The organism is Stenotrophomonas maltophilia (assembly GCF_001274595.1).
Taxonomy (GTDB): domain Bacteria; phylum Pseudomonadota; class Gammaproteobacteria; order Xanthomonadales; family Xanthomonadaceae; genus Stenotrophomonas; species Stenotrophomonas forensis.
On the sequence record NZ_CP011010.1, the window covers coordinates 3,269,823 to 3,294,949 of the forward strand.

19 protein-coding genes and 3 tRNA genes are annotated in these 25,127 nt (G+C 68.3%); 11 read left to right on the forward strand and 11 right to left on the reverse strand.

What is annotated here, in order from left to right; translation table 11 throughout:
- Positions 1-2: 2 nt before the first annotated feature.
- The 4 genes from mutL to VN11_RS15060 form a co-directional block, all read right to left on the reverse strand.
- Positions 3-1,907, reverse strand: coding sequence for a DNA mismatch repair endonuclease MutL (gene mutL, locus VN11_RS15045; RefSeq protein WP_053450334.1), 1,905 nt, complete (start codon positions 1,905-1,907; stop codon positions 3-5).
- 121 nt (positions 1,908-2,028) lie between these two features.
- Positions 2,029-3,591, reverse strand: coding sequence for an N-acetylmuramoyl-L-alanine amidase (locus VN11_RS15050; RefSeq protein ID WP_053450335.1), 1,563 nt, complete (start codon positions 3,589-3,591; stop codon positions 2,029-2,031).
- 82 nt (positions 3,592-3,673) lie between these two features.
- Entirely contained in the window at positions 3,674-4,156 is a 483-nt protein-coding gene (gene tsaE / locus VN11_RS15055) for a tRNA (adenosine(37)-N6)-threonylcarbamoyltransferase complex ATPase subunit type 1 TsaE (protein WP_053450336.1), read from the reverse strand.
- The gene (locus tag VN11_RS15060; protein WP_053450337.1) at positions 4,153-5,637 is read right to left on the reverse strand and encodes a bifunctional ADP-dependent NAD(P)H-hydrate dehydratase/NAD(P)H-hydrate epimerase; all 1,485 of its coding nucleotides are present in this window, start codon (positions 5,635-5,637) and stop codon (positions 4,153-4,155) included. The genes tsaE and VN11_RS15060 overlap by 4 nt, the downstream gene beginning before the upstream one ends.
- A gap of 23 nt (positions 5,638-5,660) precedes the next feature.
- Here VN11_RS15060 and queG point away from each other — a divergent pair, with 23 nt between their 5' ends.
- Positions 5,661-6,731 (forward strand): tRNA epoxyqueuosine(34) reductase QueG, encoded by a 1,071-nt coding sequence (gene queG / locus VN11_RS15065; RefSeq protein WP_040007382.1) that lies wholly within the window; start codon positions 5,661-5,663, stop codon positions 6,729-6,731.
- 44 nt (positions 6,732-6,775) lie between these two features.
- Positions 6,776-8,107 carry an exodeoxyribonuclease VII large subunit gene (xseA, locus tag VN11_RS15070; RefSeq protein WP_053450338.1) on the forward strand — a complete coding sequence of 444 codons (1,332 nt, stop codon included), beginning with the start codon at positions 6,776-6,778 and terminating at the stop codon, positions 8,105-8,107.
- 587 nt (positions 8,108-8,694) lie between these two features.
- Here the strand turns inward: xseA and VN11_RS15075 are convergent.
- Both VN11_RS15075 and VN11_RS15080 read right to left on the reverse strand, forming a co-directional pair.
- Positions 8,695-9,591 carry a M48 family metallopeptidase gene (locus VN11_RS15075; protein WP_008268686.1) on the reverse strand — a complete coding sequence of 299 codons (897 nt, stop codon included), beginning with the start codon at positions 9,589-9,591 and terminating at the stop codon, positions 8,695-8,697.
- Positions 9,592-9,679: 88 nt separating this feature from the next.
- Positions 9,680-11,566 (reverse strand): formylglycine-generating enzyme family protein, encoded by a 1,887-nt coding sequence (locus VN11_RS15080; RefSeq protein WP_053450339.1) that lies wholly within the window; start codon positions 11,564-11,566, stop codon positions 9,680-9,682.
- 84 nt (positions 11,567-11,650) lie between these two features.
- On the opposite strand from VN11_RS15080, the gene rnd reads away from it, so the two are divergent.
- Both rnd and VN11_RS15090 read left to right on the forward strand, forming a co-directional pair.
- Entirely contained in the window at positions 11,651-12,730 is a 1,080-nt protein-coding gene (rnd, locus tag VN11_RS15085; protein WP_053450340.1) for a ribonuclease D, read from the forward strand.
- A gap of 118 nt (positions 12,731-12,848) precedes the next feature.
- Positions 12,849-14,921 (forward strand): DUF4034 domain-containing protein, encoded by a 2,073-nt coding sequence (locus tag VN11_RS15090; protein ID WP_053450341.1) that lies wholly within the window; start codon positions 12,849-12,851, stop codon positions 14,919-14,921.
- A 91-nt stretch (positions 14,922-15,012) separates the two neighbouring features.
- On the opposite strand, the gene VN11_RS15095 is transcribed toward VN11_RS15090, so the two are convergent.
- The gene (locus VN11_RS15095) at positions 15,013-17,343 is read right to left on the reverse strand and encodes a TonB-dependent receptor (protein ID WP_053450342.1); all 2,331 of its coding nucleotides are present in this window, start codon (positions 17,341-17,343) and stop codon (positions 15,013-15,015) included.
- 180 nt (positions 17,344-17,523) lie between these two features.
- Complete coding sequence (locus VN11_RS15100) at positions 17,524-18,105, reverse strand: TetR/AcrR family transcriptional regulator (RefSeq protein ID WP_053450343.1); 582 nt, start codon at positions 18,103-18,105, stop codon at positions 17,524-17,526.
- Between the two features lie 101 nt (positions 18,106-18,206).
- On the opposite strand from VN11_RS15100, the gene VN11_RS15105 reads away from it, so the two are divergent.
- From VN11_RS15105 to VN11_RS15120, 4 genes are all read left to right on the forward strand, one after another.
- The gene (locus VN11_RS15105; protein ID WP_053450344.1) at positions 18,207-19,262 is read left to right on the forward strand and encodes a sugar phosphate isomerase/epimerase family protein; all 1,056 of its coding nucleotides are present in this window, start codon (positions 18,207-18,209) and stop codon (positions 19,260-19,262) included.
- Positions 19,263-19,284: 22 nt separating this feature from the next.
- Complete coding sequence (locus VN11_RS15110) at positions 19,285-20,178, forward strand: alpha/beta fold hydrolase (RefSeq protein WP_053450345.1); 894 nt, start codon at positions 19,285-19,287, stop codon at positions 20,176-20,178.
- Positions 20,168-21,103, forward strand: a complete 936-nt coding sequence (locus VN11_RS15115; protein WP_053450346.1) for an alpha/beta hydrolase — start codon at positions 20,168-20,170, stop codon at positions 21,101-21,103. Before VN11_RS15110 ends, VN11_RS15115 begins: the two co-directional genes overlap by 11 nt.
- 91 nt (positions 21,104-21,194) lie before the next feature.
- Positions 21,195-21,270, forward strand: a tRNA-Ala gene (locus VN11_RS15120).
- Between the two features lie 59 nt (positions 21,271-21,329).
- Here VN11_RS15120 and VN11_RS22580 read toward each other — a convergent pair.
- Both VN11_RS22580 and VN11_RS15125 read right to left on the reverse strand, forming a co-directional pair.
- The gene (locus tag VN11_RS22580) at positions 21,330-21,503 is read right to left on the reverse strand and encodes a hypothetical protein (protein WP_187299775.1); all 174 of its coding nucleotides are present in this window, start codon (positions 21,501-21,503) and stop codon (positions 21,330-21,332) included.
- 111 nt (positions 21,504-21,614) lie between these two features.
- Positions 21,615-22,376 (reverse strand): SDR family oxidoreductase, encoded by a 762-nt coding sequence (locus VN11_RS15125; protein WP_053450347.1) that lies wholly within the window; start codon positions 22,374-22,376, stop codon positions 21,615-21,617.
- A gap of 132 nt (positions 22,377-22,508) precedes the next feature.
- Between VN11_RS15125 and VN11_RS15130 the strand changes: the two genes are divergently transcribed.
- Entirely contained in the window at positions 22,509-23,351 is an 843-nt protein-coding gene (locus tag VN11_RS15130) for a bifunctional transcriptional activator/DNA repair enzyme AdaA (RefSeq protein WP_053450348.1), read from the forward strand.
- 61 nt (positions 23,352-23,412) lie between these two features.
- Here VN11_RS15130 and VN11_RS15135 read toward each other — a convergent pair whose 3' ends face one another.
- Positions 23,413-24,438, reverse strand: coding sequence for an NADP-dependent oxidoreductase (locus tag VN11_RS15135; protein WP_053450349.1), 1,026 nt, complete (start codon positions 24,436-24,438; stop codon positions 23,413-23,415).
- A gap of 335 nt (positions 24,439-24,773) precedes the next feature.
- Here VN11_RS15135 and VN11_RS15140 point away from each other — a divergent pair.
- Together VN11_RS15140 and VN11_RS15145 are read left to right on the forward strand one after the other, a co-directional pair.
- Positions 24,774-24,849: transfer RNA gene (locus tag VN11_RS15140), tRNA-Phe, on the forward strand.
- Between the two features lie 72 nt (positions 24,850-24,921).
- Positions 24,922-24,997: transfer RNA gene (locus tag VN11_RS15145), tRNA-Phe, on the forward strand.
- Positions 24,998-25,127: the final 130 nt, after the last annotated feature.

Consider the following 25,127-nt stretch of genomic DNA (forward strand, 5'->3'; position numbering starts at 1 on the left):
CCTCAACGTCCGCGCAGGAACCAGCGGTCGATCTCCGCCAGTGAAAAACGGGCCCAGGTCGGCCGGCCATGGTTGCACTGGCCGGACCGCTCGGTGATTTCCATGTCGCGCAACAGCGCGTTCATCTCCGGAACGGTCAGGCGCCGATTGGCGCGCACCGCGCCATGGCAGGCCATGGTCGACAGCAGTTCGTCGCGCGCACTCGCCACGCGCCGGCTCTGGCCGTGTTCGCGCAGGTCGGTCAGCACGTCGCGCAGCAGCCCTTCCGGCTCGGCATGCGCCAGCAGCGCCGGAATGCTGCGCACATGCAGCGAACCGGGGCCGGCACGGGTCACTTCGAAGCCGAGCGCGGCCAGCGTTTCGGCTTCGCTTTCAGCGGTGTCGGCCTCGCGCTCGCCCACGGCAAGGGTGATCGGCACCAGCAGCGGTTGCGACTGCAGGCCGATGCCATCGTGCGCATTCTTCAGGCGCTCGTAGCCGATGCGCTCGTGCGCGGCGTGCATGTCGACCACGATCAGGCCTTCGGCGTTTTCGGCCAGGATGTAGATGCCGTGCAGCTGCGCGATCGCATAGCCCAACGGCGGCACGCCCGCATCGGCGCTGGTCACCGGCAGTCCATTCTCGCTCGGCATCGGCGGCAGCGTCGCCCCGCGTTCGGCACCGGACGGTGCGGCATACAACGCGGCATAGGCGGCCGGGGCGTCGGCCACCTGCAGGCCCAGCGGCTGCTGCGGCCGCCAGCCTGAGAATCCCCCCCCGCCGCCTGAGCCGGAACCCGGCGCAGGACCGCGCACCAGTCCGAATCCAGAAGCGCCTGCGCTGGACGCCATCGGTGTCGCGGACGCATCCACCGGATGCGCAGGTACGGCACCGATCTCCTGCGCCGACATGCCGGCACGGGTGTCGGCCAGCGCGTCCTTCAGCGTGCGGTAGACGAAATCATGGACCAGCCGCGAATCACGGAAGCGCACCTCGTGCTTGGCCGGATGCACGTTGACGTCGACCCGGGTCGGGTCCAGTTCCAGGAACAGCACGTAGGCCGGTTGGCGACCGTGGTACAGCACGTCGCCATAGGCCATCTTCACCGCATGGGCGACGCTGCGATCGCGCACCGAACGGCCGTTGACGTACAGGTACTGCTGGTCGGCACTGGCACGCGAATAATGCGGCTGTGCAATCCACCCGTGCAGGCGCAGGCCGGCACCGCTGTGGTCCACGCGCACGGCCTGGTTGGCGAAGTCCTCGCCCAGCGTTTCGGCCAGCCGCGCATCGGAATACAGATCGCCCGGCTTGTAGCGGCGCGAGGCCTTGCCGTTGTGCGACACGCGCAGTTCGACATCCGGCCGCGCCAGTGCCAGCGAACGCAGCCACTCTTCGATATGACCCAGTTCGGTGCGCTCGGCGCGCAGGAACTTGCGCCGCGCCGGCACGTTGTAGAACAGTTCGCGCACTTCCACGGTGGTACCCGGTGCATGCGCACGCGGAGTGACTTCACCGATCTTGCCGCCTTCGATCTGCAGCGCGGAACCATGCTCGTCGTGCGCGCGGCGCGAGGCCAGGGTGAAGCGGCTGACCGAGGCGATCGATGGCAGCGCCTCCCCCCGGAAACCGAGCGTGGCCACCGATTCAAGATCATCCAGGTCGGCGATCTTGCTGGTGGCATGGCGCGAGACCGCCAGTGGCAACTGCTCCGGCGCGATGCCGCTGCCGTTGTCGCGGATGCGGATCAGGCGCACACCGCCTTCTTCAAGATCGATGTCGACGCGGCTGGCACCGGCATCGATCGCATTCTCGACCAGTTCCTTGACCACGGACGCAGGACGTTCGACCACTTCGCCAGCGGCGATCTGGTTGATCAGGATGTCCGGCAATGGCCGGATCGGGCGCGGATGGGCAGCAGACGTCATGCAGGGATGATAACGGAGCGGCCCTGGGTAGAGTCGAGCCATGCTCGACCGGCGGGTTACCGGCAAGGCCCAGTCGAGCGCGGCTCGACTCTACAGAAAGCAGAAACCCGCCTTCGGCGGGTTACTTGCTGCCGCCGGCCATGGTGCCTGCAGCGTCGATCTCGGCCTGGGCGCGGGCCGCGTACAGCGTGCCCGGCGGCGGCTGGCGGCTGAAGAAGGTGTGCACGCCATCGAGCACCGCACCGGCGATCTTGCGCTGGTAGGCCGGGTCGATCAGGCGGCGCTCTTCATCCGGGTTGGAGATGAACGCGGTTTCCACCAGCATCGCCGGCATGTCCGAGGTGCGCAGCACCGCGAAGTTGGCGCGCTCGATGTTCGGCTTGTGGTTGTTGCCGATCCGCTTCAGGCCGCCCAGCACGTGGCCGGCTGCGTCCTCGGACGCCTTCATGTAGCCGCTCTGGGCCAGGTCCAGCAGCACGTTGGCAAGCGTGCCTTCGGTCTGCTGCAGGCGCACGCCACCGACCAGATCGGCCGCGTTTTCCTTGTCTGCCAGCCAGCGCGCACGCTGCGAGGAAGCCCCCTTGGTCGACAGCACATACACCGACGAACCGGTGGCCGAGCGGTTTTCGGCCGCATCGGCGTGGATCGAGATGAAGATGTCGGCCTTGTTCGCACGCGCCTTCTGCGCACGCATCGGCAGCGGAATGAACACGTCGCTGTCGCGGGTCAGGTAGGCCTTCAGGCCCGGCGTCGCGTTCACCTGGCGCGCCAGCTCGCGTGCCACCGCCAGGGTGACGTCCTTCTCGCGCTTGCCGGTCGGGCCTATCGCACCCGGGTCCTGGCCGCCGTGGCCCGGATCGATGGCCACCACCAGGTGGCGCATGCCAGCCTGCATGCGGATGCGCGAGGCATCGCTGGGCATGGCCGGGCGTGGAGGTTCCACTGGCGTTGGCGCCGGCGCGGGCACCGTGGCCGGCGGCGTGGTCACCACCGCAGCGGTGCGCTGGCCGGCGAGGATCGCGGCCGGTGAAGAGGACGGCGTGCTGCTGGCCGCGGTACCTGCCGCAGCGACCTGCGCCGGTGCGGTGGACGGTGCCGGCGTCGGCGTGGCCGGGGTCGCTGCAGCGGCGCTGGCCTGCTGCTGCACCTGTGCGGTCAGCAGCGCGGTGGCGCGCGCGGCGTCATTGCGCGACTGCGCGCTCTCGGCCGGAGTCGGCGCGGGCGTGCTGGCGGGCGCCTGTGGCTGCACCGCCGGGGTCACCGCCGGCCGGCTGGCGGCCACGGCCGGGCCATCGCCCGGCCATTCGATCACCAGCTTGGATTCATTGCCCTCGCGCTGCATCTGCGGGCGGAACGGCGCCACCGATTCAGCGAGGTCGAAAACGACACGGAACGTGCCCGGAACCGGCTGTCCGGTACGCACCGCCGTGACCACGCCCTGCGCGGCCGGCATCTTCAGGTTGCGTATGGCGCTGGAGTCCGGGAAATCGACCACCAGGCGGTTCGGCCCGGCCAGCGACAGGGTCTTGTAGCCACCACTGCCGACCAGCGAGATCTCGGCACGGGTGCCGGTGGCGCCGGTGTTCAGCAGGACCTGGCGGACTTCACCGGCCCACGCACTGACGCTCGCCAGACCCAGTCCGACGGCGGCACAGATGGCGATGAGACGGTTCCCCGGGCGCATGGCTCAGGATTCAATCACCGCGCTGAACGGAATGCAACACCTTTTTCCTTAATAATCCGTAACCTGCCGATGTTTGTTCTCGTCAGCCGACAGAAATGGCCTGCAAGTCACCCCCTTGAGGGAGCCGTTCCAGCCATTCACGCCCCGCGTCGCTGGCCCCAGTGAGACGAACACGACGCCCCTTGTCCTCGATTTCCAGCGCGACCACCAGATCGGTCGGCGGCAACGCACCGGCCCCGCGCTCGGGCCATTCGACCAGCCACAACACGGCACTGCCCTCGTCCAGGCCGAGGAAATCGAGCTCGCCGGCCTGGCCGATGCGGTACAGGTCCAGGTGCCATGCCTCGCCGCCACTGGCCAGCGGGTAGCGCTCGACCAGGGTGTAGGTCGGGCTGCGGATGGCGCCCTGCACGCCCAGTGCGCGCAGCAGTGCGCGGGCAGTGGTGGATTTGCCGGCGCCGAGGTCGCCGCGCAGCTCGATCAGCGCCTGCGGCGGCCGGGTCGCCGCCAGCCACTGCCCGAGCAGTTCGGTGGCATCGCTGTCGGCAAGGAAGAATTCGGTCATGGAGAGAGGTCCGGATTGGCCAGTCGCCGCAGCGGCGCCAGCAGGTCAGTAGGAAGCAGGCCACGCGCGCCATCGGCGGCAGCGGAATCGCCGGCGAGTGCGTGCAGCAAGGCGCCGGCCGCGGCCGCGTCGAACGCGGCCAGGCCCTGCGCGCGCAGGCTGGCAATGATGCCGGTGAGCAGGTCGCCCATTCCGCCCACCGCCATGCCGGGATTGCCCGCAGCGATCAGCCGTGGTGTCTGCGCGGGTGCCGCCACGATGCTGCCCGCCCCCTTCAGCACGACCACGGCGTGGAAGCGCTCGGCCAACGCCTGCGCGCTGGCATAGCGGTTGGCCTGGATGTCAGCGCTGCTGCAACCAAGCAGGCGCGCGGCCTCGCCCGGGTGCGGGGTAAGGATGGCGCCGGGCAACGCTCGCGGATCCTGCGCCAGCAGGTTCAGTGCATCGGCATCGACCACCAACGGCTTGCCACACGCCAGCACCCGCGCAAACAGCGCGCGCGCCCATTCGTCCTGGCCCAGGCCGGGCCCGATCGCCACCACCGTGGCCCTGTCCAGCAGCGCCGGCAGCGCATCGCCGTCTTCCAGCGCATGGGTCATCGCCTCCGGCAGGCGCGCCAGCAAGGCGCCGACGTGATCGCGACGGGTACCCAGGCTCAGCAGGCCGGCGCCGGCGCGCAGTGCTGCCTCGGCCGCCATTGCGATGGCGCCGCCGCTGCCATGGTTGCCGCCAACGCACAGCACGTGCCCGGATTCGCCTTTGTGGGTATTGGCGCGTCGCGGTGGCAGCAGCGCCTTCAAACGGTCGCCGGTCCAGCGCTGCGCGCTGGCCTGGATGCCGTCCCAGGCCTGATCAGGCAGTTCGAGTGGCGCCAGCCGGCGCTGGCCGACCTGCTCCAGCGCATCACCGGTGTACAGGCCTCGGTGGCACGCGATGAACTGCAACGTGACATCGGCCTTCACCGCCACGCCGGGCACACATCCGCTGTCGGCATCAACGCCACTGGGCACGTCCATCGCCAGTACCGGCCCACGCGCCGCATTGAGGGCTTCGATCAGCGCCCGGGCCATGCCGGACGGCGCCCGGTCCAGGCCAAGCCCGAACAGGGCGTCCACATAGACCTCAGCGTCCGGCAAATGGCCATCGAACTCGACGACACTGCCACCGGCCGTCGCAAATTCCGCTGCAGCCTGCGCCGCCAGCACCGTGGCGGGCGACCTGCCAGGCAGCGTGACCACCTGAACCTGGCGCCCCGACCGCAGGGCATGGCTGGCCAGCACGTAGCCGTCGCCACCGTTGTTGCCGGCACCGACCAGCACGCATAGCTGGAGAGCCTCCGGCCACTGCTGCAGCAGGCACTGCCAGCCGGCCAGACCCGCCTGGGCCATCAGGCTCCAGCCACCATCACCGGCCAGCGCCGATGCGCGCCTATCGAGCGCGCGCGCCGCTGCGGTATCGAACAGAAGGGAAAGATCGGGCATGCAGGGATTTTATACTGGTGCACATGTCCCCCGTCCCCGCCCCTGTCGATCCGGCCCAGGCCGTGCAGCGCATCCGTGAACTTGCCCGTGCGCATGGCTTCCAGCGCTGCGGCATCGCCGGCATCGAGCTGGGCGAGGATGAGGCGCACCTGGCCGACTGGCTGGGCCAGGGCCTGTACGGCACGATGGACTGGATGGCGCGCCACGGCACCCTGCGCGCGCGTCCGGCCGAGCTGCTGCCCGGCACCGTGCGGGTGATCTCGGTGGGCATGGATTACAGCCACAAGGACGACACCGAGGCCTGGGCGACCCTGGCTGATCCCGGCCGCGCCTACGTGGCGCGCTATGCGCTGGGCCGCGACTACCACAAGCTGATGCGCAACCGCCTGCAGAAACTGGCCACGCAGATCAACGACGAGGTGGCTCCGCTGGGCTACCGCGTCTTCGTCGATTCGGCGCCGGTGCTGGAACGTGCACTGGCGCGCAACGCCGGGCTCGGCTGGATCGGCAAGCACACCTGCCTGATCGACCGTCACGGCGGCTCCTGGTTCTTCATCGGTGAGATCTACATCGATATCCCGCTGCCGATCGATACCCCGGCCACCGCCCACTGTGGCACCTGCACGCGCTGCATCGACGTCTGCCCCACCCAGGCCATCATCGGCCCGCAACGGCTGGATGCGCGGCGCTGCATCTCGTACCTGACCATCGAGCACGACGGCGCCATCCCCGAGGACATGCGGCCGCTGATCGGCAACCGCATCTATGGCTGCGACGATTGCCAGCTGGTCTGCCCCTGGAACAAGTTCGCCAGGCGCACCGACGAAGCCGATTTCCGTGCACGCAACCAGCTGGATACCGCGCGCCTGGACCAGCTGTTCGCCTGGGACGAGGCCGAATTCCTGCGCCGCACCGAGGGCAGCCCGATCCGCCGCAGCGGGCATGAGCGCTGGCTGCGCAACATCGCGGTGGCGCTGGGCAATGCGCCTGCGTCCGCCGAGGCATTGGCTGCCCTGCACACCCGCATCGACGATCCCTCGCCGCTGGTGCGCGAGCACGTGCAGTGGGCGCTGGGCCAGCACGCGGCGCGCTGACGTGCGATCCTGAGCCCCCGTTCCACCCGCCCCATGCCGTGCCCATGCAGCCACGCAACGACGACATTTTCACCCCCAGCCAGCTCAACACCCTGGCCCGCGATCTGCTGGAAGGCAGCTTCCCGGCGATCTGGGTGGAGGCCGAACTGGGCAGCGTGGCGCGCCCTGCCTCCGGGCACCTGTACTTCACCCTGAAGGACGCGCGCGCGCAGCTGCGTGCAGCCATGTTCCGGATGAAGGCGCAGTACCTGAAGTTCGTGCCGCGCGAAGGCATGCGTGTGCTGGTGCGCGGCAAGGTGACCCTGTACGACGCCCGTGGCGAGTACCAGATGGCGCTGGACCACATGGAGGAAGCCGGCGAAGGCGCACTGCGCCGCGCGTTCGAGGAACTGAAGGCGCGCCTGGAGGCCGAAGGCCTGTTCGACCCGGCACGCAAGCGGCCGATGCCGGCGCATGTGCAGCGCCTGGCGGTGATCACCTCGCCCACCGGCGCCGCCGTGCGCGACGTACTGAGCGTGCTGGGCCGCCGCTTCCCGCTGCTGGAAGTGGACCTGCTGCCGACCCTGGTACAGGGCAGCAGCGCCGCGGCGCAGATCACCCGCCTGCTGCAGGCCGCCGATGCCAGCGGCCGCTACGACGTGATCCTGCTGACCCGCGGTGGCGGTTCACTGGAGGACCTGTGGGCGTTCAACGATGAAGCGCTGGCTCGCGCGATTGCGGCCAGCCGCACCCCGGTGGTATCGGCGGTAGGCCACGAGACCGACTTCAGCCTCAGCGACTTCGCTGCCGACCTGCGCGCGCCGACGCCATCGGTGGCCGCCGAACTGCTGGTACCGGACCAGCGCGAACTGGCGCTGCGCCTGCGCCGCACCGCGGCGCGCATGGTGCAGCTGCAACGGCACGCGATGCAGCAGGCCATGCAGCGCGCCGACCGTGCCCTGCTGCGCCTGAACGCACAGAGCCCGCAGGCCCGCCTGGACCTGCTGCGTCGCCGCCAGCTGGACCTCGGCCGGCGCCTGCATGCGGCATTCAACCAGCAGCAGGAGCGCCGTGCCGCGCGCCTGCGTCATGCCGCGGCGGTGCTGCGCGGGCACCATCCACAACGACAGCTGGACGCGATGCAGCGCCGCCTGACCGCCCTGCGCGGGCGTCCGCAGAGTGCGATGCAGCGCCTGCTGGAACGCGATGCACTGCGCCTGCGCGGGCTGGCACGCTCACTGGAAGCGGTCAGCCCGCTGGCGACCGTGGCCCGTGGCTACAGCATCCTCACCCGCAGCGATGATGGCGCCCTGGTGCGGCACGTTGACCAGGTGCAGCAGGGTGACGCGTTGCAGGCCCGCGTCGGCGACGGCGTGATCGACGTGCAGGTCAAGTAGAGGGTTGTTCGGCAGGGCTGCGCCCTGCACCTGCCGAGGCTTCAAGCCAAGGCAACGTCAACGTCAAAAGCGAGCATTCCGTGGGATGGCGGGGCGGTGTCGGAGTGCGGGGACGCCGTGACCCCCCCTCCGGGGTCCGGCCCAGCCGCTGGCGGCTGTGCGTTCGGGCGCTTGCGAAGCAGTGCTTCGCAAGCAAAGCGCCCTCACCCATGGGGGCTTGGCAGCCGCATCCATGCGGCTGACACCCCGCACACCGGCACCGCCCCACCTCTGACAGATTTCCGCGATCTGATGGATCCACGTCATGCGTGGATGCTTTTCGATCTCGATTCGAGAAATTCGATTTCGATGGAGATTCATCCACGCATGGCGTGGATCTACTGCAGACCGCGGAAATCTGTCGAAGGCGGGGTGGGTCCGGTTGCGGGAGTGTCCGCGGCATGGATGCCGCGGCCAAGCCCCCATGGACGGGTTTACGGCGTCTCCCGCAACCGGACCCACCCCGCCATCCCACGGAATACCCGCTGTTGCTGTTGCTGTTGCTCTGGCTTCGGCGGGTGCAGGGCGCAGCCCTGCCGAGCAACGCCCTACTTCGCCTGCTCGCAGAACTTCTGCCGGTACTCGAGCGCCTTCGGCATCAGCGCCTGCAGGTTCTGGATGCGCGTACCCGGGTTCGGATGGGTGGACGCGAACTCCGGCGGCGCCTGGCCGCCACTGGCCTGTCCCATGCGCTGCCACAACGGCACCGCCTCGCGCGGATCGAAGCATGCCGCTGCGGCCAGCATCAGCCCCACTTCGTCGGCCTGCGTCTCGTGGCTGCGCGCGTAGGGCAACAGGTAACCGTAGCCCATCGCCGACATCATCATCTGTTGCTGCTGTGCATCCATGCCGCTGGCGGCACCGGCCACCTGGCCGATCTGGGTCAGCTTCTGCTGCGCCATGCGCTGGGCGCCATGCCGCAGCAGTGCGTGCGCGATCTCGTGGCCCATCACCACCGCCATCGCATCGCGCGTACGCGCCACCGGCACCAGGCCGGTATAGACCGCCATCTTGCCGCCCGGCAGGCAGAACGCGTTGGCTTGGTCGGAGGGAATCACGTTCACTTCCCATTGGAAATCCCGTGCGAAATGCGCCGGCTGCACGCCATGCTCCTGCGCCAGCGCGGTCTCCACCACATCGACCTTGGCGATCAGCCGCTGGGCAATGTCGCGCACGTCGCGTGCGATTGGCGCGTTGGGATCCATCGGCCGTTCCTGCGACAGGATCTGCTGGTAGGCCTGCAGCCCCAGCGCAGTCTCCTGGCGCGCGTCCAGGCTGCTGTCGATCATCACCTTCTCGCCGGTATAGGGATCGACCGTTCGGTTGGAGAACCAGTAGAACACCGCGTAGCCGGCGGCCAGCAGCAGCACCCACCAGCGGATGTTGCCGAACAGGCCACGCCGCTGCGGGCCTTGGGGCGAGCGGGAAAAGGGATCGTTGCGCATCGGGCGGTCGTCCGGCAGGCCCCGCCGGCCGGCGGGCACGGCACAATCTTAGTGTGCCGACGCCATTGGAGGGTGAAGCCGGGCCCGCTCAGATACCGCGCACCAGCCGGAAACCGATACGTGCGTTGGTGGTATCCGAATCCTGCGACTGCCGCCAGGCCGCGCGGGTCTGCTCCGGCGCGTTGGCCCAGTTGCCACCGCGGATGACCCGGGACCGGCAACCCGGGTTGAACCAGGCCGCGCCATCGGAAGGGGCCCGGCGGTAGCTGGCGTGCCAGCAGTCGGCGACCCATTCGCTCAGATTGCCGCCCATATCGTGCAGGCCGAAGGCATTGGCCTGGAACGTGGCGACTGGCGCCGGTCCCCACCAGCCATCGCCATAGCCGATGAACGCGTTGTGCCAGTGCCGCCCCGACGGCGATACGTCCTTGCTGCCGGTGAAATTGCCACTGCCCGGCGGTGGTGTGCCGGCATCCCCCCAGGGGTAACGGCCGCTGCTGCCGGCGCGCAGCGCATATTCGAACTCGGCCTCGCTGGGCAGGCGGTAGCTGCGCCCGGTCTGCTCGGACAGCCACGTCGCGTAGTTCTCGGCATCACGCACGCTCACGTGCATCACCGGTGAGTTGCCCAGCGCACGACCGCCGTCATAGTCCGAGCGCCAATCCACGCCACTGCGGCGGATGAAGTTGCCGCTGCGCTCGTCATAGACCACCGAATGGCCACGGCGGGTTGCGCGCGGGCGCGCGCTGGTCGCCTTCACGTAGCGCTCGAAATCGCTGACAGTGACCTCGGTGATCGCCATCGCGAAGCCGCGATCGAAGCGCACATAGTGCGACGGACGCTCGGCATCACTGGCACCCGGCTCCGCATCGCCGGCCCCCATCTGGAAACCACCATGCGGCACCACCACCATCTGTGGCCCCCGCCCGCCATCGCGCATGGCATCGCTGAACACCTGCCCGGGACGGAAGCTGCCGTAGTGGGTGGCCAGGTCGATGCGTTCGCGCAGCTGGCCCACCACCGCATCGCCCGGCAGGGCGATGCGCAGGGCCTCGGCCAGCTTTTCACGCGCCGGCTTCAGTCCCTGTGGTGTCGCCAGGTCGCGCAGGCCGTCATCACGCAATCGCAGCAGCGTGGCGGCACGGATCTGTTCGATGCGTTCGAACGCGTCGGCGATGGTCGGCGACGAATCGCGCACCTTGCTTGCCTCGGCCAGCCAGGTGCCCGCGCCGGCGAAATCCCGTGCCCGTGCGGCGTCCTCGGCACGACGGATCAACCCGCTCTCGGCGGCCGCCAGTCCTTGCCGCGCACGCCCATTGCGCTCATCCAGCGCCAGCGCCTCACGGAAGTTGCCGATGGCGCCGTCGCCATCCTCGCCAATCCGGTCCGAGCGCAGGTCCTCTTCGCCGGCGCGGTTGTACGCCACCACGCGCTGCGCGGTCTCGACTCGCCCCTGCAGTGCGCGCACTTTCTCGTCCTTCGGCGCCAGGCTGAGCAGCACCAGTGCCTGGCGGCTGGCCTCGGCCAGTGCCTCGCGCTGCTTCAGCGGCCGTACCAGCAGCGCATCGGCTTGCTGTTGCAGGCCCTGGCGGGCGCGCTGCAGGCCCTGCCGGGCCTGGCGGTCATCCGGATTCTCCTCCTGTACCGCCAGCCACAAGGGAATGGCAGCGTCGGCATCCTCGTAGAGCCGGCCTTCGGCAAAGGCCTGCTCGGCCGCGCGCCGCAGCTGCGCCAGGCTGCGTCCCTCCCGGTCCACCCGCGGCGGCGTCCAGTACTGCACGTCCTCGGCGGCATCCTCACCGGCAATGGTCACGCTGCCCTGCCCGGCCGCCGCTGTCCGGTCCGCCGCCGCGCCTTCCTGTGGCCGCGCCGGTTCGTCAGCGGCGCGCTCCGGCGTCGACGATGGCGACGGTGTGCAGCCGGCCAGGGCAACGGCCAGGGCGGTGCACAGCGCGGGCGACAACGGAAAACGCAAGCAGGACCTCCTTCTGCACGGACGCGGACCGACGTTAGGCTATTCTCCCCTGCCTGAGCAAACCCGAGTAGTAGGCCCTGACCCGTGGCAACCTGGATCACCACCCCCGCCGAGCTGGATGCGTACTTCCAGCAGCGCCCGAGCCGCATCGGCCTCGACACCGAATTCATCCGTGAACGCACCTTCTGGCCACAGCTGGCGCTGGTGCAGATGGCCGTCGGGCAGGACATCCTGCTGATCGACCCGCTGATTCCCGGCATGACCGAAGCGCTGGCACCGTGGCTGGCCGATGAATCGATCACCAAGGTGATGCACAGCGCCAGCGAAGACCTGGTCGCGTTCAAGTGGGCCTGCGGCGTGCTGCCGCGCCCGTTGTTCGACACCCAGATCGGTGCCTCGCTGGCCGGCATCGGTGGTGGCATGGGTTACCAGAAGCTGGTGGCGGAAATCACCGGCGTGGCCCTGGCCAAGGGCGAGACCCGTTCGGACTGGATGCGCCGCCCACTTTCGGAGTCGCAGCTGCAGTATGCCGCCGACGATGTAGAGCACCTGTTTGCCCTGCATGACGCCATCGATGCCAGGCTGCAGGCGCTGGGCCGCCAGCAGTGGCTGCACGACGATGGCGAGCGCCTGCTGGCCAGCGTTGCCAACGACGAAGACCGCTGGCCACACCTGGCGATGCGCTCGGCGCAGTTCCTCGATGCCGCCGCACAGCGCCGCCTGCTGCGCCTGCTGCGTTGGCGCGACGTGCAGGCGCGCAGCAGCGATCGTCCGCGCAGCTGGATCCTGGACAACGAACTGGCCGCCACCCTGGCGCGCACGCCACCGGCCGACGCCGACGCGCTGGGCACGCTGTTCGAGCAGTTCCCGAAGGCACCGCGCAAGCTAGCCGGCGCTGTGTGGCAGGCCCTGCAGACGCCGCTGGCCGATGAAGCCGAGGCACCGCTGGCATTGCCGGCCAACGACAGCAACAAGCAGGCGCTGAAGAAGCTGCAGGATGCGGTGGCCGAGCGCAGCCGCGAACTGGGCCTGCCGGATGGGGTACTGGCGTCACGCAAGCACCTGGAGAGCTATCTGGAACGTCGCCAATGGCCCGCTGCATTGGCCGGTTGGCGCCAGCAGGAACTGGAATCGCGACTGCAGGCCCTGCTGCCCGCACGCTGATGGTGCCGGGCGTCGGGAATGCCCCGGCGCCTGCACGGTGAATCGAGCATCTGCCACGCTTGCCGACGCGGGCGTGGGCCTGTCCAATAGCGTCCCCGCTATTGTTGGACTGCAACAGATGACAGATGGAATTGCGAAGGACGGCCTTTCCGCCGAGGACCTGGCCTGGCGTGCAGCAGCGCGCGCCGCAATGCAGGAACGGCGCTACGCCGAACTGGATGCACTGCTGGCACCGCACGAACAGGCATGGCTGGATGGTGAAAGGCCGCTGCCGGGCATCCGCTGGCGCCTGCGCAACCTGCATGACAAGGCACTGACCCTGGACGAGCGCCTTCAGCAGGCGCAGCAATGGGTCGCTGCCGCGCCGCACAGCTACTACGCGCACCTGCGCCTCGGCGCCTGCTGGGAATCCGCCGCCGGCGAACTGCGCAGCGCCGACGTCGCCGCACTGGTCGAAGACAGCCAGTGGCTGGCCGCACAGCAGGCGCGCGACCATGCCGTGCATGCCTACCTGCAGGCAATCCCGCTGTCGGCGCGACCGGCATTGGCGCTGGATGGCATCAAGCGCATCACCAGCTACCTGCGCGAGCCGGACTGGCTGCGTGCGCTGCAGGCCGGCCAGGTGCCCGAGCCCGAGGAAGTGGCGCTGGCCGAGCACTATCCGCAAGCCTGGCCGCAGGCATTGCAGCTGCTGTCACGCTTCGGCGCTCCGCTGCGGACGCTGCCCGGCAGCCTGCCGCCCGTGCTGCGCGAGCGCAGCCAGGACGATTTCGATGCACCGTTGGCCTACTGGATGCGCCTGGTGCTGGAACAGCGCGCCGACGACCTGAGCACGCTGGAAGACACCCTCTATTACCTGTACCCGCGCTGGGGCGGCAGCCATGAAGCCATGGAGGACTTCATCGAAGGAGGCTGGTGCCGTGGCCTGGAGCTTGCGCAGAGCAACGCGCTGCGTTGGCGAAAGGAACAGGATTGGATGGCCGACCTGCCACACCGCGAAGATGCCGACGCGGTAGGCGTGCACGAGCGTGCGTATGCACAGATCCTGGACTGGCACCTGGACCGCAACCTGCGCGCTGAGGTTCTGGCCCAGCGTTCGGGGCTGCGCTACCGGCTCGGCCGGATCGAAGGCAGCGAAGACCAGGTGCAGTGGGACGCCGGGCACATGCGGGCGGTGTTCGAGGATCTGCAGCAGGCGTGGGCGCTGGACCGCGACATGGTGCTGCACGAAGGCTTCAGCAACCTCGAAGCCTGCACCTGGTTCGCCCGCGTGGAAGGCGCCGAGGCACTGTTCGCGCAGGTGGTGGACTACGCTGCACGCGAAGGCGACTCCGCGATCGGCCTGCTCTGGGCCGCCACCGCCGTCGAGCATGGACTGCTCGGCCAGACCACCGACCCCATGCGCGCCGATGCCCTGCTGCAGCGCGCCCTGACGCTGGCGCCGCAGGACAACACCTCGGCGGTCACCTTTGCCTCCAACCTGTTCTGCGATGTCTCGCAGTCCGCCGGACTCTCGCTGCTGCAGCGCATGGCCGAAGCCGGCGACGCCGGCGCGATGTCGGCACTGTGCGACCTGTACAAGGGCCGCCTCGGCGGCCGCGACCAGCCGCAGTTCGTCGATGCGGAAAAGGCCGCCTACTGGCAGGAGCGTGCGGTGGAAGGCGGCGACCTGATCGCCACCTACAACCTGGGCGTGCGCCTGGTGGCGGCCGGAGGCGAGCACAACGAAGCGCGTGCACGTGAACTGTACCTGCGCTGCCTGGCCGGGTCCGAGGCAGGCGAGCGCGTCTGGGGCCCCACCTGCCGCAACCTGGCCTGCCTGGCGATGGATGGCCAGAACGACGCACACAAGCGCGAAGCGGTCGAACGCGCGCTGATCCCGCTGTGGTGGCGCGGTGACGACGACGACAAGCTGTGGGCCGCCGGCTACCTGGCCGACATCTACCACTTCGGCAACGGCGTGCCGGCCAACGCGTTCCTGGCCCTGGCCTGGCTGCAGCGCGCCAGCGAGATCGACCCGGAGTACGTGGACGTGGTGCGCATGGCGCCGCTGATCAATGGCGAAGGGCGCTGGTTCGGCGCCAGCCGTGCGCGCAAGCAGCAGGCGCAGGACCGGCAGCAGGTGGACACCGCAACCTGGGCCCTGACCTTCGGCCAGCGCAGCCAGGAAAGCGACCTGACCGCGGTCTGAAGCAACGAAAAGGGCGGCCCGGTAATCCGGGCCGCCCTTTGCATTCATGCAGTGCGATGGCGGCGGCATGCACCGCCACCGCAATCGCGTATTACCAGTTCATGTTCAGCGAGACACCGACGGTGCGCGGTTCGTTGTAGACCGCCGCCATGTAGTTCTCGATCACACCCTTGAGGTTCTTCTCGTTGGTGATGTTGCGCGCGAACAGCGCCACTTCGTAGGCACCGTAGTTGCCCGAGTAGCCGATCTTCAGGCCACCCTCGAAATCACCCTTGGAATTGAATTCCTTGGTGTCGTACAGCACGAAGCTGGTGTAACCCTGCTTGTTCCAGTCGGTGGACACGAACATGGTGCCGGCATCGCTGACCGGGAAGTCGTAGCGGGCGGCCAGGTTGACGTTGTACTTCGGCGCATTCGGCAGCGGGTTGCCGTCGATCTGCGCGAAGGTGTTGGCACCGACCTTGATGGTCGGGTCACCGACGGTGCAGACCACCTGGCCGTTGAGGCCGCAGACCTGCGCATAGACGCGCTTGTCCTTGATCTCACTGTGCAGCAGGCTCAGGCCGGCGCTCAGGGTCAGGTTCGGGATCGGGCGCAGCTCCATGTCCGCTTCGAAGCCGTAGGCCTTGGCCTTGTCAGCGTTGAACAGCACGCCGTTGCCGTCCGAATCGTTGCCGTTGAGCTGGATGTCATTGACCGTGTAGGTGAACGCGGTGGCATTCAGGCGCAGGCGGTTGTCCCACAGGCTGCTCTTCACGCCCGCTTCCCAGGACAGGATGGTCTCGGAATCGGCGGTGGTGAAGTCGGCGTTGAACACGGCCGAGCGGCCCTGGATGGTCGGGCCGCGGAAGCCGCGGGCAACCTTGGCGTAGACGCTCACGTCCGGCGTGATCTGGTACATCGCGCTCAGATCCCAGCTCGGGGTGGTGTCGGACATCTTGACGTCGGTGCGGCCCTTGTAGGTGACCACGCCAGCAGCAGTGTCCGCGGTCTTCAGCAGGCGGGTGTGCTTCTCGTCCTTGGTCTGGCGCAGGCCGGCGGTAACGGTGAATTTGTCGGTGAAGGCGTAGCTCAGCTGGCCGAAGCCGGCCCACGAGGTGTTCTTGTTGCGCAGGCGCACCCAGTTGTTCGGGTTGCGGGCCGCACCCTGCAGGAACCACGCACGCTGGTAGAAGTCGGTGGTGTCGCTGCCGTTGAAGTAGAACGCACCGGCCTGCCACTGCAGTGCGTTGTCGTCATGGCTGGCCAGGCGGAACTCCTGGGTCCACTGGTCGAGGTCGCGGATGCGGCCCATCGACTGGCCATAGCCGTTCGGCACGCCATTGACCGGGAAGTTCACCGCAGCGCCGCCGTCGGTGTCGCCACGGCTGTAGCCGGAGGTGGTCTCGTAGGCAGTGATCGAGGTGAAGTCGATCGCACCGAAGTCGTAGCGTGCCTTCACCGAGCCGCCGTAGGTCTTGTAGGCCTGCGGGTTGTTGTCGGCTTCGTCGTAGGCCACCTTGTCGCGCGGCACGTCGGTCTTGTTCGAGCCCTTGGTCAGCGCACCGCGCAGGAACAGGGTCGAGGTGCCTTCGTAGTCACGGGCATGGGCCGAGGCCAGGATCGAGAACTGGTCGCTCGGGGTCAGCAGCAGCTGCGCGCGCACGTTGCGGTCGTCGAAGCCGCCCATCGCGTTCTTCTTCGGGCTGACGGTGCCGTCGGCGCTCGGGCCCTTGTAGGTGTTGTCGACGTAGTCATCGCGGTGCTGGTACAGGGCCGACACGCGGAACGACGCGATGTCGTTGATCGGGCCACCGAAGCCGCCATCGATCGACACGCTGTTGTAGGTCGCGTAGCTGGCGCTGACGCGGCCGGTGTAGTCCTGGGTCGGCTTGAGGGTGTCGAACTTGACGATGCCGGCGGTGGTGTTGCGACCGAACAGCGAACCCTGCGGGCCGCGCAGCACTTCCACCTGGTCCACGTCATAGACCGGGTTGGACTTCAGCACCACGTGTTCCAGCACCACGTCGTCCTGGATGATCGACACCGGCTGCGAGGCACCCAGGTAGAAGTCGATGTTGCCCAGGCCGCGGATGTAGAAGCGCGGGAAGATGCGGCCGGTGGTGGTTTCCGCATACAGGCTCGGCACGCGGCCGGACAGCGCCAGCAGGGTGTCGTCACCGCCGGCGGTGAAGTCGCGCATGCGCTCGCCCTGCACCACGCCGACCGAGACCGGCACTTCCTGCAGGTTCTGCTCGCGGTGCTCGGCGGTCACGGTGATCGTGTCCAGCCCGGTCGGGGTCGGCGCGCTGTCCTGCGCGGCGGCGCCGAAGCTGCCGACCAGGGCCAGGCTGGCACAGGCCAGGGCCAGCGGGTGGCGGCGGAAGGAAACGAAGGAAGACGACAGACCCGACAGGCGGCGGGAATCGGTATGGGAGGGCATGCAATGCTCTGAGGAGGCGTCCGTGCGGCCTGCGCGAGCCGGGCGGCAAAAAGGAGGAAAACTGCGCAAGCCGCCATTATCCCCCAAATTGTTACGATTTCGTTGCGCGAGCTCCAACCCCGGTGAAACAAGCGGTTTCGGCACAGTCACTCGGCATTCGGCACGCCTTTCGGGCTTGACTCAGGGAAGCGGGCTCAGCGCCACATCGACCATTGCCAGCAGCCGCTCGCGGCTGATGCCATCGCGGGCCTGCACCGAAATGCCATGCAGCACCGTGGCGAAATGGTCGCCCAGCGCCTGCACCGCCGCGTCGTCGGCCAGCTCACCCTCGGCCTGCGCCTGCTGCAAGCGCGCGATGATCGCCGCCGTACGCTGGCGACGATGGCCGGCCAGCCAGTCACGGACGCCTTCGCCGTCGGGTGACACGCTGCTGGCCGAAGACACCACCAGGCAGCCATGCGGACGCCCACGACGGGTGTAGGTCAGCACCGCCTCGCGCAGCATCGTGCCGATGGCCTCACGCAGCGTTGTCTGCTCCAGCGCACGTGGCGCAAAACCGCCCTCGCCCTCTTCGTACAGCGCCACCGCCTCGCGAAACAGCTGCTCCTTGCTTCCGAACGCGGCGTAGATGCGCGCCGAGGCGATGCCCAGTGCTTCGACCAGCGCCGACATCGACGTGCCTTCATAGCCGTGCTGCCAGAACAGCAGCATCGCCTTGCGCAACGCCTGGTCCCTGTCGAATTCGCGCGGTCGCCCTGCCATCTGCCTGCCTGCTCCAGTGAGGCGCGCAGTGTAACGCGGGTGTTGACCACCGCGAGGGTCGCGCCTATTCTTTGTTGATCGACCAACAATTGGAGCAACACATGCAGACCCTCAAGGGCCCCAGCCTGCACCTGGCGCAGTTCACCGGCGACCAGGCCCCGTTCAACAGCCTCGGCGGTATTGCCGCATGGGCGGCCGGCCACGGCTTCAAGGCCCTGCAGATTCCGGCCTGGGATGCGCGCCTGTTCGACCTGGCCACCGCCGCCGACAGCCAGGACTACTGCGACGACATCCGCGGCACCCTGGCCGAACACGGCCTGCAGGTCAGCGAGCTGACGACCCACATCCTCGGCCAGCTGGTGGCCGTGCATCCGGCCTACGATGAACTGTGCGACGGCTTCGCACCGGAAGCGCTGCGCGGCAACCCGCAGGCCCGCGGCGAATGGGCACAGCAGCAGCTGCACCTGGCCACCCGCGCCTCGCGCCGGCTCGGCCTGCAGGACATGGGCACCTTCTCCGGCTCGTTCGCCTGGCCCTACCTGTTCCCGTTCCCGCAGCGTCCGCCGGGCCTGATCGATGCAGCGTTCGATGAACTGGCCCGGCGCTGGCGGCCGATCCTCGACACCTGCGAGGACAACGGCATCAACCTCTGCTACGAGATCCATCCCAGCGAGGACCTGCACGACGGCACCAGCTTCGAGCGCTTCTTTGAACGCGTCGGCCAGCACGAACGCTGCCGCATCCTGTTCGATCCCAGCCACTTCGTGCTGCAGCAGCTGGACTACCTGCAGTACCTGGACATCTACCACCCGCTGATCCGCATGTTCCATGTCAAGGACGCGGAGTTCCGCCCCAGCGGCCGCCAGGGCACCTATGGCGGTTACGCCGACTGGACCGAGCGCGCCGGCCGCTTCCGCTCGCTGGGCGATGGCCAGGTCGACTTCAAGTCGATCTTCTCCAAGCTGGCCCAGTACGACTACCCGGGCTGGGCAACATTGGAATGGGAGTGCTGCCTGAAGGACCAGGAAGCCGGCGCGCGCGAAGGCGCCGCGTTCATCCGCGACCACATCATCCCGGTCACCGACAAGATCTTCGACGACTTCGCCGGTGCGCCGATCAGCACCGCACAGATGCAGCAGATGCTCGGCATCGCCTGAGCCCCAACAGAGCCTTCCCCCCATGACTTCTTCCCTTCCCGCCGGCACTGCCGGCGACGACGCCCTGCGCCACCACTACCTGCGCATCGACGGCCAGCGTGTGCATTGCGTGTCCGCCGGCCACGGTGAACCGGTGCTGCTGATTCCCGGCTGGCCGCAGACCTGGTACGCCTGGCGCCATGTGCTGCACGCCTTGGCCGAGGCCGGCTTCGAAGCCATCGCCGTCGATCCGCCCGGCATCGGCGAATCCGATCGCCCCGCACACGGCTACGACACTGGCAGCGCCGCCGCCGTCCTGCACCAGACCATGCAGGCGCTGGGCCACGACCGCTACCAGGTGGTCGGCCATGACATCGGCATGTGGATCGCCTATGCGCTGGCCAGCGACCAGCCGCAGGCCGTGCGCCAACTGGCGGTCACCGAGGCGGTGATTCCGGGCCTGGCCCCGGAACCGGGCATATTCGCCGCACCGGCCGACAACATCTTCCTCTGGCATTTCATGTTCAACCAGGTCGCCGATCTTCCCGAAGCGCTGATCAGCGGCCGCGAGCGCGCCTACCTGGAATTCATGTTCGATCGCTGGTCGTACCGTCGCGATGCCGTCGCTGCCGATACCTACATCGCCGCCTACAGCCGTCCCGGCGCGCTGCGGGCTGGCTTCGCCTGGTACCGCGCGATTCCGGAAACGATCCGGCAGAACAAGCAGCGTGCGCAGCGTCGGCTAGCGATGCCGGTACTGGCGATCGGCGCCGAACATGCCACCGGCGATGCGCCGATGCTGACCCTGCTGCCACATGCCGACGACGTGCGCGGCAGCATCGTGCCGGGCTGCGGCCACTTCATCATGGAGGAAGCGCCGCAGGCGTTCCTGGCGCAGTTGCTGCCGTTCCTGCAGGAGGCACGCCATGCCGCTTGAAGCGGAACTGCAGCAGTTCGTCGACGCCGTTGCCGCGCATCCGCTGCCGGATGATCTGCGAGCGCTGCGCGCGATCAGCGAGAGCACACTGCCGCAACTGCAGGGAGCACCCCAAGCGGTCGCACACGTGATCGAACACACATTGACCACGCGCGACGGTCATGCCCTGGAGCTACGCCTGTACACACCGGATGGGCTGCCCGATGGACCGGCACCCGCCCTGCTGTTCGCCCATGGTGGTGGCTGGTTCCAGTGTTCGCTGGCGGTCTATGACGGCCCCTGCCGCGCCTTGGCCAATAGCAGTGGCTGGGTGATCGTCGCCGTCGGCTATCGGCTCGCGCCGGAACATCCCTTCCCGGTACCGCTGCACGACGTTGCCGATGCCTGGCAGTGGCTGCAGGCCAATGCCGGGCGTCTGGGACTGGACCCGCAACGGCTGGCGATCGGTGGCGACAGCGCTGGCGGCAATCTGGCCGCCGCATGCTGCCTGCTGCTGCGCGATCTCGGCCTGCCGCAGCCGCGCCACCAGCTGCTGCTGTACCCGGCACTGGATGCCAGCATGGGCAGCGACTCCTACCGCGAGTACGCCAATGGCTTCTACCTCAGCGCCGAGCTGATGCAACGCTGCTGGCAGGCCTACCTGGGCGATCTGGGCGACCTGGATGCGCCGCCGGCACTGGCCTCGCCGGCCCACGCCACGGATCTGCAGGGGCTGGCCCCCGCCTCGGTGCTCAGCTGCGAGCACGACCCGCTGCGTGACGAGGCCGAGCAGTACGCGCGGCGCCTGCAAGCTGCGGGCGTCGACTGCACGCTGGAAAGGCTGCCCGGAATGATCCATGCCTGCGTCCATCTTGGCGGAGTGGCTGCCTCCACCCGGGTGGCAGCGCAGCGCGCGGGCGTGCTGCTGCGCCGGGCGCTGTCCTGAAGGCCGGGGCGGCCGTAGACGCAACGTTACGGCCGTCCCGGCCCCGCGCTTGGCAAGCCCGGCGGGCAGCGCTACACTGAAGCCCTGCCGTGGGGCCATAGCTCAGCTGGGAGAGCGCGTCGTTCGCAATGACGAGGTCAGGAGTTCGATCCTCCTTGGCTCCACCACTATTCGGAAGAACCCGTAGATCCTGCGATCTACGGGTTTTTTCTTTTCAGTGGCCCGCTCAGGCGGGATCCTGCCCGCCGTCCTTGCGCTTCGGGGCGCGCGAATGTGCATCGCGCACCTGCTGGTCGCGCTGCCCCGGCCGCTGCCTGGCCACATCGTCCTGCTTCCTGTCCTGGCGGCTTTCCTGCACGCCCTGCTTCGGGTCGCCCTGGTCTTTTTCGCGCTCACTCATCCATCGCTCCTTCGCCGGCGGGACACCGACGCTACCCCTACCCTAGAGATCGCCGGGTAATCAGCAGGTCAGCCCTGCGCCAACAGCGCGTGCAGCCGCAAATGACTCCACTCAGGTGCGGGTAATCGACACCCCACCCTCCACGCGCATCGCGGTGCCGGTGACGAAGCTGCTTTCATCGCTGGCCAGGAACAGCGCCGCGTTGGCAATCTCCTCCGGCTCGGCCAGGCGCTTGAGCGCGTGCAGCGAGCGCACGAAGTCACGCGCGTCGCCACTGGGCGCAGCCTGGCGGCCCATCTCGGTATCGGTGCCACCGGGCAGCAGCACGTTGCTGCGCACGCCACGGGCCCCATATTCGGCGGCGATCACCTGGCTCAGACCGATCAGCCCGGCCTTGCTCGACGCATAGGCCGCCATGCCCGGGAAGCCCACGGTATGGCCGACGAAAGTGCCGACGAACACCAGCGAGCCGCCGCCACGTGCCAGCAATGCCGGCAGCTGCGCGCGAGCAGCATGGAAGGCGGCATCCAGGTTGGTCGCCATCACCTCGCGCCAGGCATCCACCGGGAATTCCGCGGCCGGTACACCGGGGCCGAGCATGCCGGCATTGTTGAGGGCGATGTCCAGGCCGCCGAATGAGTGCCGGGCCAGATCGACCAGCGCCTGCGCGGTGTCAGGGTCGGCCACGTCGGCGGCATGCACCACCACCTCGCCCCCCGCAGCACGGATCTGCTCGGCCAGCGACTGCAGCGGTTCCAGCCGCCGCGCGTTGAGCACCAGTTTCGCGCCTTCGGCGGCGAACCGCAGCGCGCTGGAGCGGCCAATGCCGGCGCTGGCACCGGTGATGAGAGCGATCTTGTTGTTCAGGCGCATGGTCGTGGTACCGGTTGTGAAGTGGCCGCCACGATGCCGCGCCTTCGGCCCGCCAACACTCCGTTTCCGGGCTTCGTCGATCGGTGCAGGAAACGGAGTTTCCCCAGAACCGGCACATGCCAGAATCTGGTCATGGACAGCACCGCCACTACCGCCCTCGACGCCCGCGTCGAACGGGTCTGCCGCCACCTGCAGGCCAGCCTCGACGAACCCTCGCTGCAGGAACTGGCCGGCATTGCCGGCTGCAGCCCGACGCGCCTGCATCGCCTGTTCAAGCAGGCCACCGGGCTGACCCCCAAGCAGTACGCCGCCGCGCTGCGCGCCGACCGCCTGCGCACCGGGTTGGAGCAACAGGAGCGCATCACCGATGCCTTCCACGACGCCGGCTTTGGTTCCAGCGGGCGCTTCTACGAGAACGCCCCGCGCCTGCTGGGCATGACCCCGAAGCAGTGGCGCTCAGGTGGTCGCGGCGAAGTCATCCACTTCGCGCTTGCCGAAAGCTCGCTGGGCAGCGTGCTGGTGGCCAGCAGCGGGACCGGCGTGGTCGCAATCCTGCTCGGCGACGATCCGGAGACACTGCTGCAGTCGCTGCAGCAGCGTTTCCGCCAGGCCGAACTGGTCGGCGCCGACAGCGGCTATGAACAACTGGTGGCGCAGGTGGTGGGCCTGGTCGAGGACCCCACGCGTGGCACCACGCTGCCGCTGGATATCCGCGGCACCGCGTTCCAGCAGCGGGTCTGGCAGGCGCTGCAGCAGATTCCACGCGGGCAGACCGCGTCGTATGCCGACATCGCCGCGCGCATCGGCGCACCGCGCTCAAGCCGCGCAGTGGCCAGGGCCTGTGCAAGCAATCCACTGGCGGTGGCGGTGCCCTGCCACCGCGTGGTGCGCCGCGATGGCGACCTGTCCGGTTACGCCTGGGGCGTCGCGCGCAAGCGCGAACTGCTGCGCCGGGAAAAGGCCTCGACTGCCTGACGTGGGTGCCGACCCTGGTCGGCACGCCCTGTGACAGCGCCGGACCATGCCCGGCGAACACTCAATCCAGCTTCACCACCAGCTTGCCGAAGTTGCGCCCCTTCAGCAGTCCGAAGAACGCTTCCGGCGCATTCTCCAGTCCATCCACCACATCCTCACGGTACTGGATACGGCCCTCGCGCAGCCATTGCGGCATCTCGCGTTCGAAGTCCGGCCACAGGTGATTGAAGTCGTGCACGATGAAACCCCGCACGGTCAGGCGCTGGCGCAGGATCTGGCTGAACAGTGCCGGCAGCCGGTCCGGGCCGGGCTGCTCGACGCCGCGATCGTTGTAGGTGGCGATGGTCCCGCACACCGGAATGCGGGCGAAGTCATTGAGCAGCGGCAGCACCGCATCCAGCACATGCCCGCCCACATTCTCGAAGTACACGTCGATACCCGCGGGCACCGCCGCGCGCAGCTGCGCGGCGAAATCAGCGGCGCGATGATCCAGCGCCACGTCCACGCCCAGCGTCTGCAGATAGGCGCGCTTGGCTTCGCCGCCGGCAATGGCGACCACACGCGCGCCCTGCAGCTTGGCCAGCTGGGCGACGGTTGCGCCCACCGGCCCGGTTGCGGCAGCGACCACCAGCGTCTCACCCGGTTTCAGCCGGGCGATTTCATGCAGGCTGGAATACGCAGTGAACCCCGGCATGCCGTACACGCCCAGCGCCGTGCTCAACGGCAACCCGGCCGGATCGAGGCGACGCCCGAGTGCCCTGGCCGGCAGCACCGCGTGGGTCTGCCAGCCACCCGGCGCCAGCACCAGCTCACCTGTGGCTACGCCCTCGGCGTTGGACTGCAGCACCTCCGCCACAGTCTGGCCTTCCATCACCGCACCCACGGCCACCGGCGCCGCGTACGAAGGACCCTCGTCCATGCGTCCACGCATGTACGGGTCCAGCGACAGGTAGCGATTGCGCAGCAGCACCTCTCCTTCCGCCAATGCCGGCAGTGCGGCCTGCTCCAGGCGGAAGTTCGCCGCGCTCGGTGCGCCCTGCGGACGCGAGGCCAGCACGATGCGGGACGTGGTTGGGGAATCGGACATGGCGGCGGTCTCTGCTGTGGCCAGCATCGGGAAAGGACTGCCGACACTACGCCGCAGCGACCGCCCGTGGCGGCCACGAAAACAGCGTTCCATTGCCCGGACCCGCGCGTGTCCGGCGCACCCCTTGTCCTTGCAGCTTTAGCGATCGCGGCGACCTGCTGAATTCCACCGCAGGCGATGATCGATTGGCCCGCCCCGCCCCCACAACGGAGGATCAAGCACTTGCGCGCGCGCAGACGGCAATGTGAAGAATTCTTGGCAAAACCCTTGCCGAAGACAACCGACCTCCGTAATATACGCCTCCTTGGCAGCGACCTCGCTGCAACGAAACATGTGGCCGAGTAGCTCAGTTGGTAGAGCAGGGGATTGAAAATCCCCGTGTCGGCGGTTCGATTCCGTCTTCGGCCACCACTTTCGAAGGCCTGCAGAAATGCAGGTCTTTTTTTCCGGAAATCGCAGGTGATCGCGATTGCCACACAATTTGGCCGAGTAGCTCAGTTGGTAGAGCAGGGGATTGAAAATCCCCGTGTCGGCGGTTCGATTCCGTCTTCGGCCACCATTTTCAGAGACCTGCAGAAATGCAGGTCTTTTTTTGTCTGCGGTTTCCTTCCATGCAACGTGCCCGCATGGGGACGCCAGCGCTGGATTGACGAAACATTTACACCGGCACCTGCCGCGCCACCTACGCT

What these genes read in the sequence shown, in the direction of transcription:
- VN11_RS22580 (WP_187299775.1), bottom strand. Translation starts at nt 21,503, where the DNA reads ATGAGTGAGCGCGAAAAAGACCAGGGCGACCCGAAGCAGGGCGTGCAG.
- VN11_RS15050 (WP_053450335.1), bottom strand. Translation starts at nt 3,591, where the DNA reads ATGCGCCCGGGGAACCGTCTCATCGCCATCTGTGCCGCCGTCGGACTG.
- tsaE (WP_053450336.1), bottom strand. Translation starts at nt 4,156, where the DNA reads ATGACCGAATTCTTCCTTGCCGACAGCGATGCCACCGAACTGCTCGGG.
- VN11_RS15090 (WP_053450341.1), top strand. Translation starts at nt 12,849, where the DNA reads ATGACAGATGGAATTGCGAAGGACGGCCTTTCCGCCGAGGACCTGGCC.
- VN11_RS15135 (WP_053450349.1), bottom strand. Translation starts at nt 24,438, where the DNA reads ATGTCCGATTCCCCAACCACGTCCCGCATCGTGCTGGCCTCGCGTCCG.
- VN11_RS15110 (WP_053450345.1), top strand. Translation starts at nt 19,285, where the DNA reads ATGACTTCTTCCCTTCCCGCCGGCACTGCCGGCGACGACGCCCTGCGC.
- VN11_RS15100 (WP_053450343.1), bottom strand. Translation starts at nt 18,105, where the DNA reads ATGGCAGGGCGACCGCGCGAATTCGACAGGGACCAGGCGTTGCGCAAG.
- xseA (WP_053450338.1), top strand. Translation starts at nt 6,776, where the DNA reads ATGCAGCCACGCAACGACGACATTTTCACCCCCAGCCAGCTCAACACC.
- VN11_RS15125 (WP_053450347.1), bottom strand. Translation starts at nt 22,376, where the DNA reads ATGCGCCTGAACAACAAGATCGCTCTCATCACCGGTGCCAGCGCCGGC.
- queG (WP_040007382.1), top strand. Translation starts at nt 5,661, where the DNA reads ATGTCCCCCGTCCCCGCCCCTGTCGATCCGGCCCAGGCCGTGCAGCGC.
- mutL (WP_053450334.1), bottom strand. Translation starts at nt 1,907, where the DNA reads ATGACGTCTGCTGCCCATCCGCGCCCGATCCGGCCATTGCCGGACATC.
- VN11_RS15095 (WP_053450342.1), bottom strand. Translation starts at nt 17,343, where the DNA reads ATGCCCTCCCATACCGATTCCCGCCGCCTGTCGGGTCTGTCGTCTTCC.
- VN11_RS15060 (WP_053450337.1), bottom strand. Translation starts at nt 5,637, where the DNA reads ATGCCCGATCTTTCCCTTCTGTTCGATACCGCAGCGGCGCGCGCGCTC.
- VN11_RS15105 (WP_053450344.1), top strand. Translation starts at nt 18,207, where the DNA reads ATGCAGACCCTCAAGGGCCCCAGCCTGCACCTGGCGCAGTTCACCGGC.
- VN11_RS15130 (WP_053450348.1), top strand. Translation starts at nt 22,509, where the DNA reads ATGGACAGCACCGCCACTACCGCCCTCGACGCCCGCGTCGAACGGGTC.
- VN11_RS15075 (WP_008268686.1), bottom strand. Translation starts at nt 9,591, where the DNA reads ATGCGCAACGATCCCTTTTCCCGCTCGCCCCAAGGCCCGCAGCGGCGT.
- VN11_RS15115 (WP_053450346.1), top strand. Translation starts at nt 20,168, where the DNA reads ATGCCGCTTGAAGCGGAACTGCAGCAGTTCGTCGACGCCGTTGCCGCG.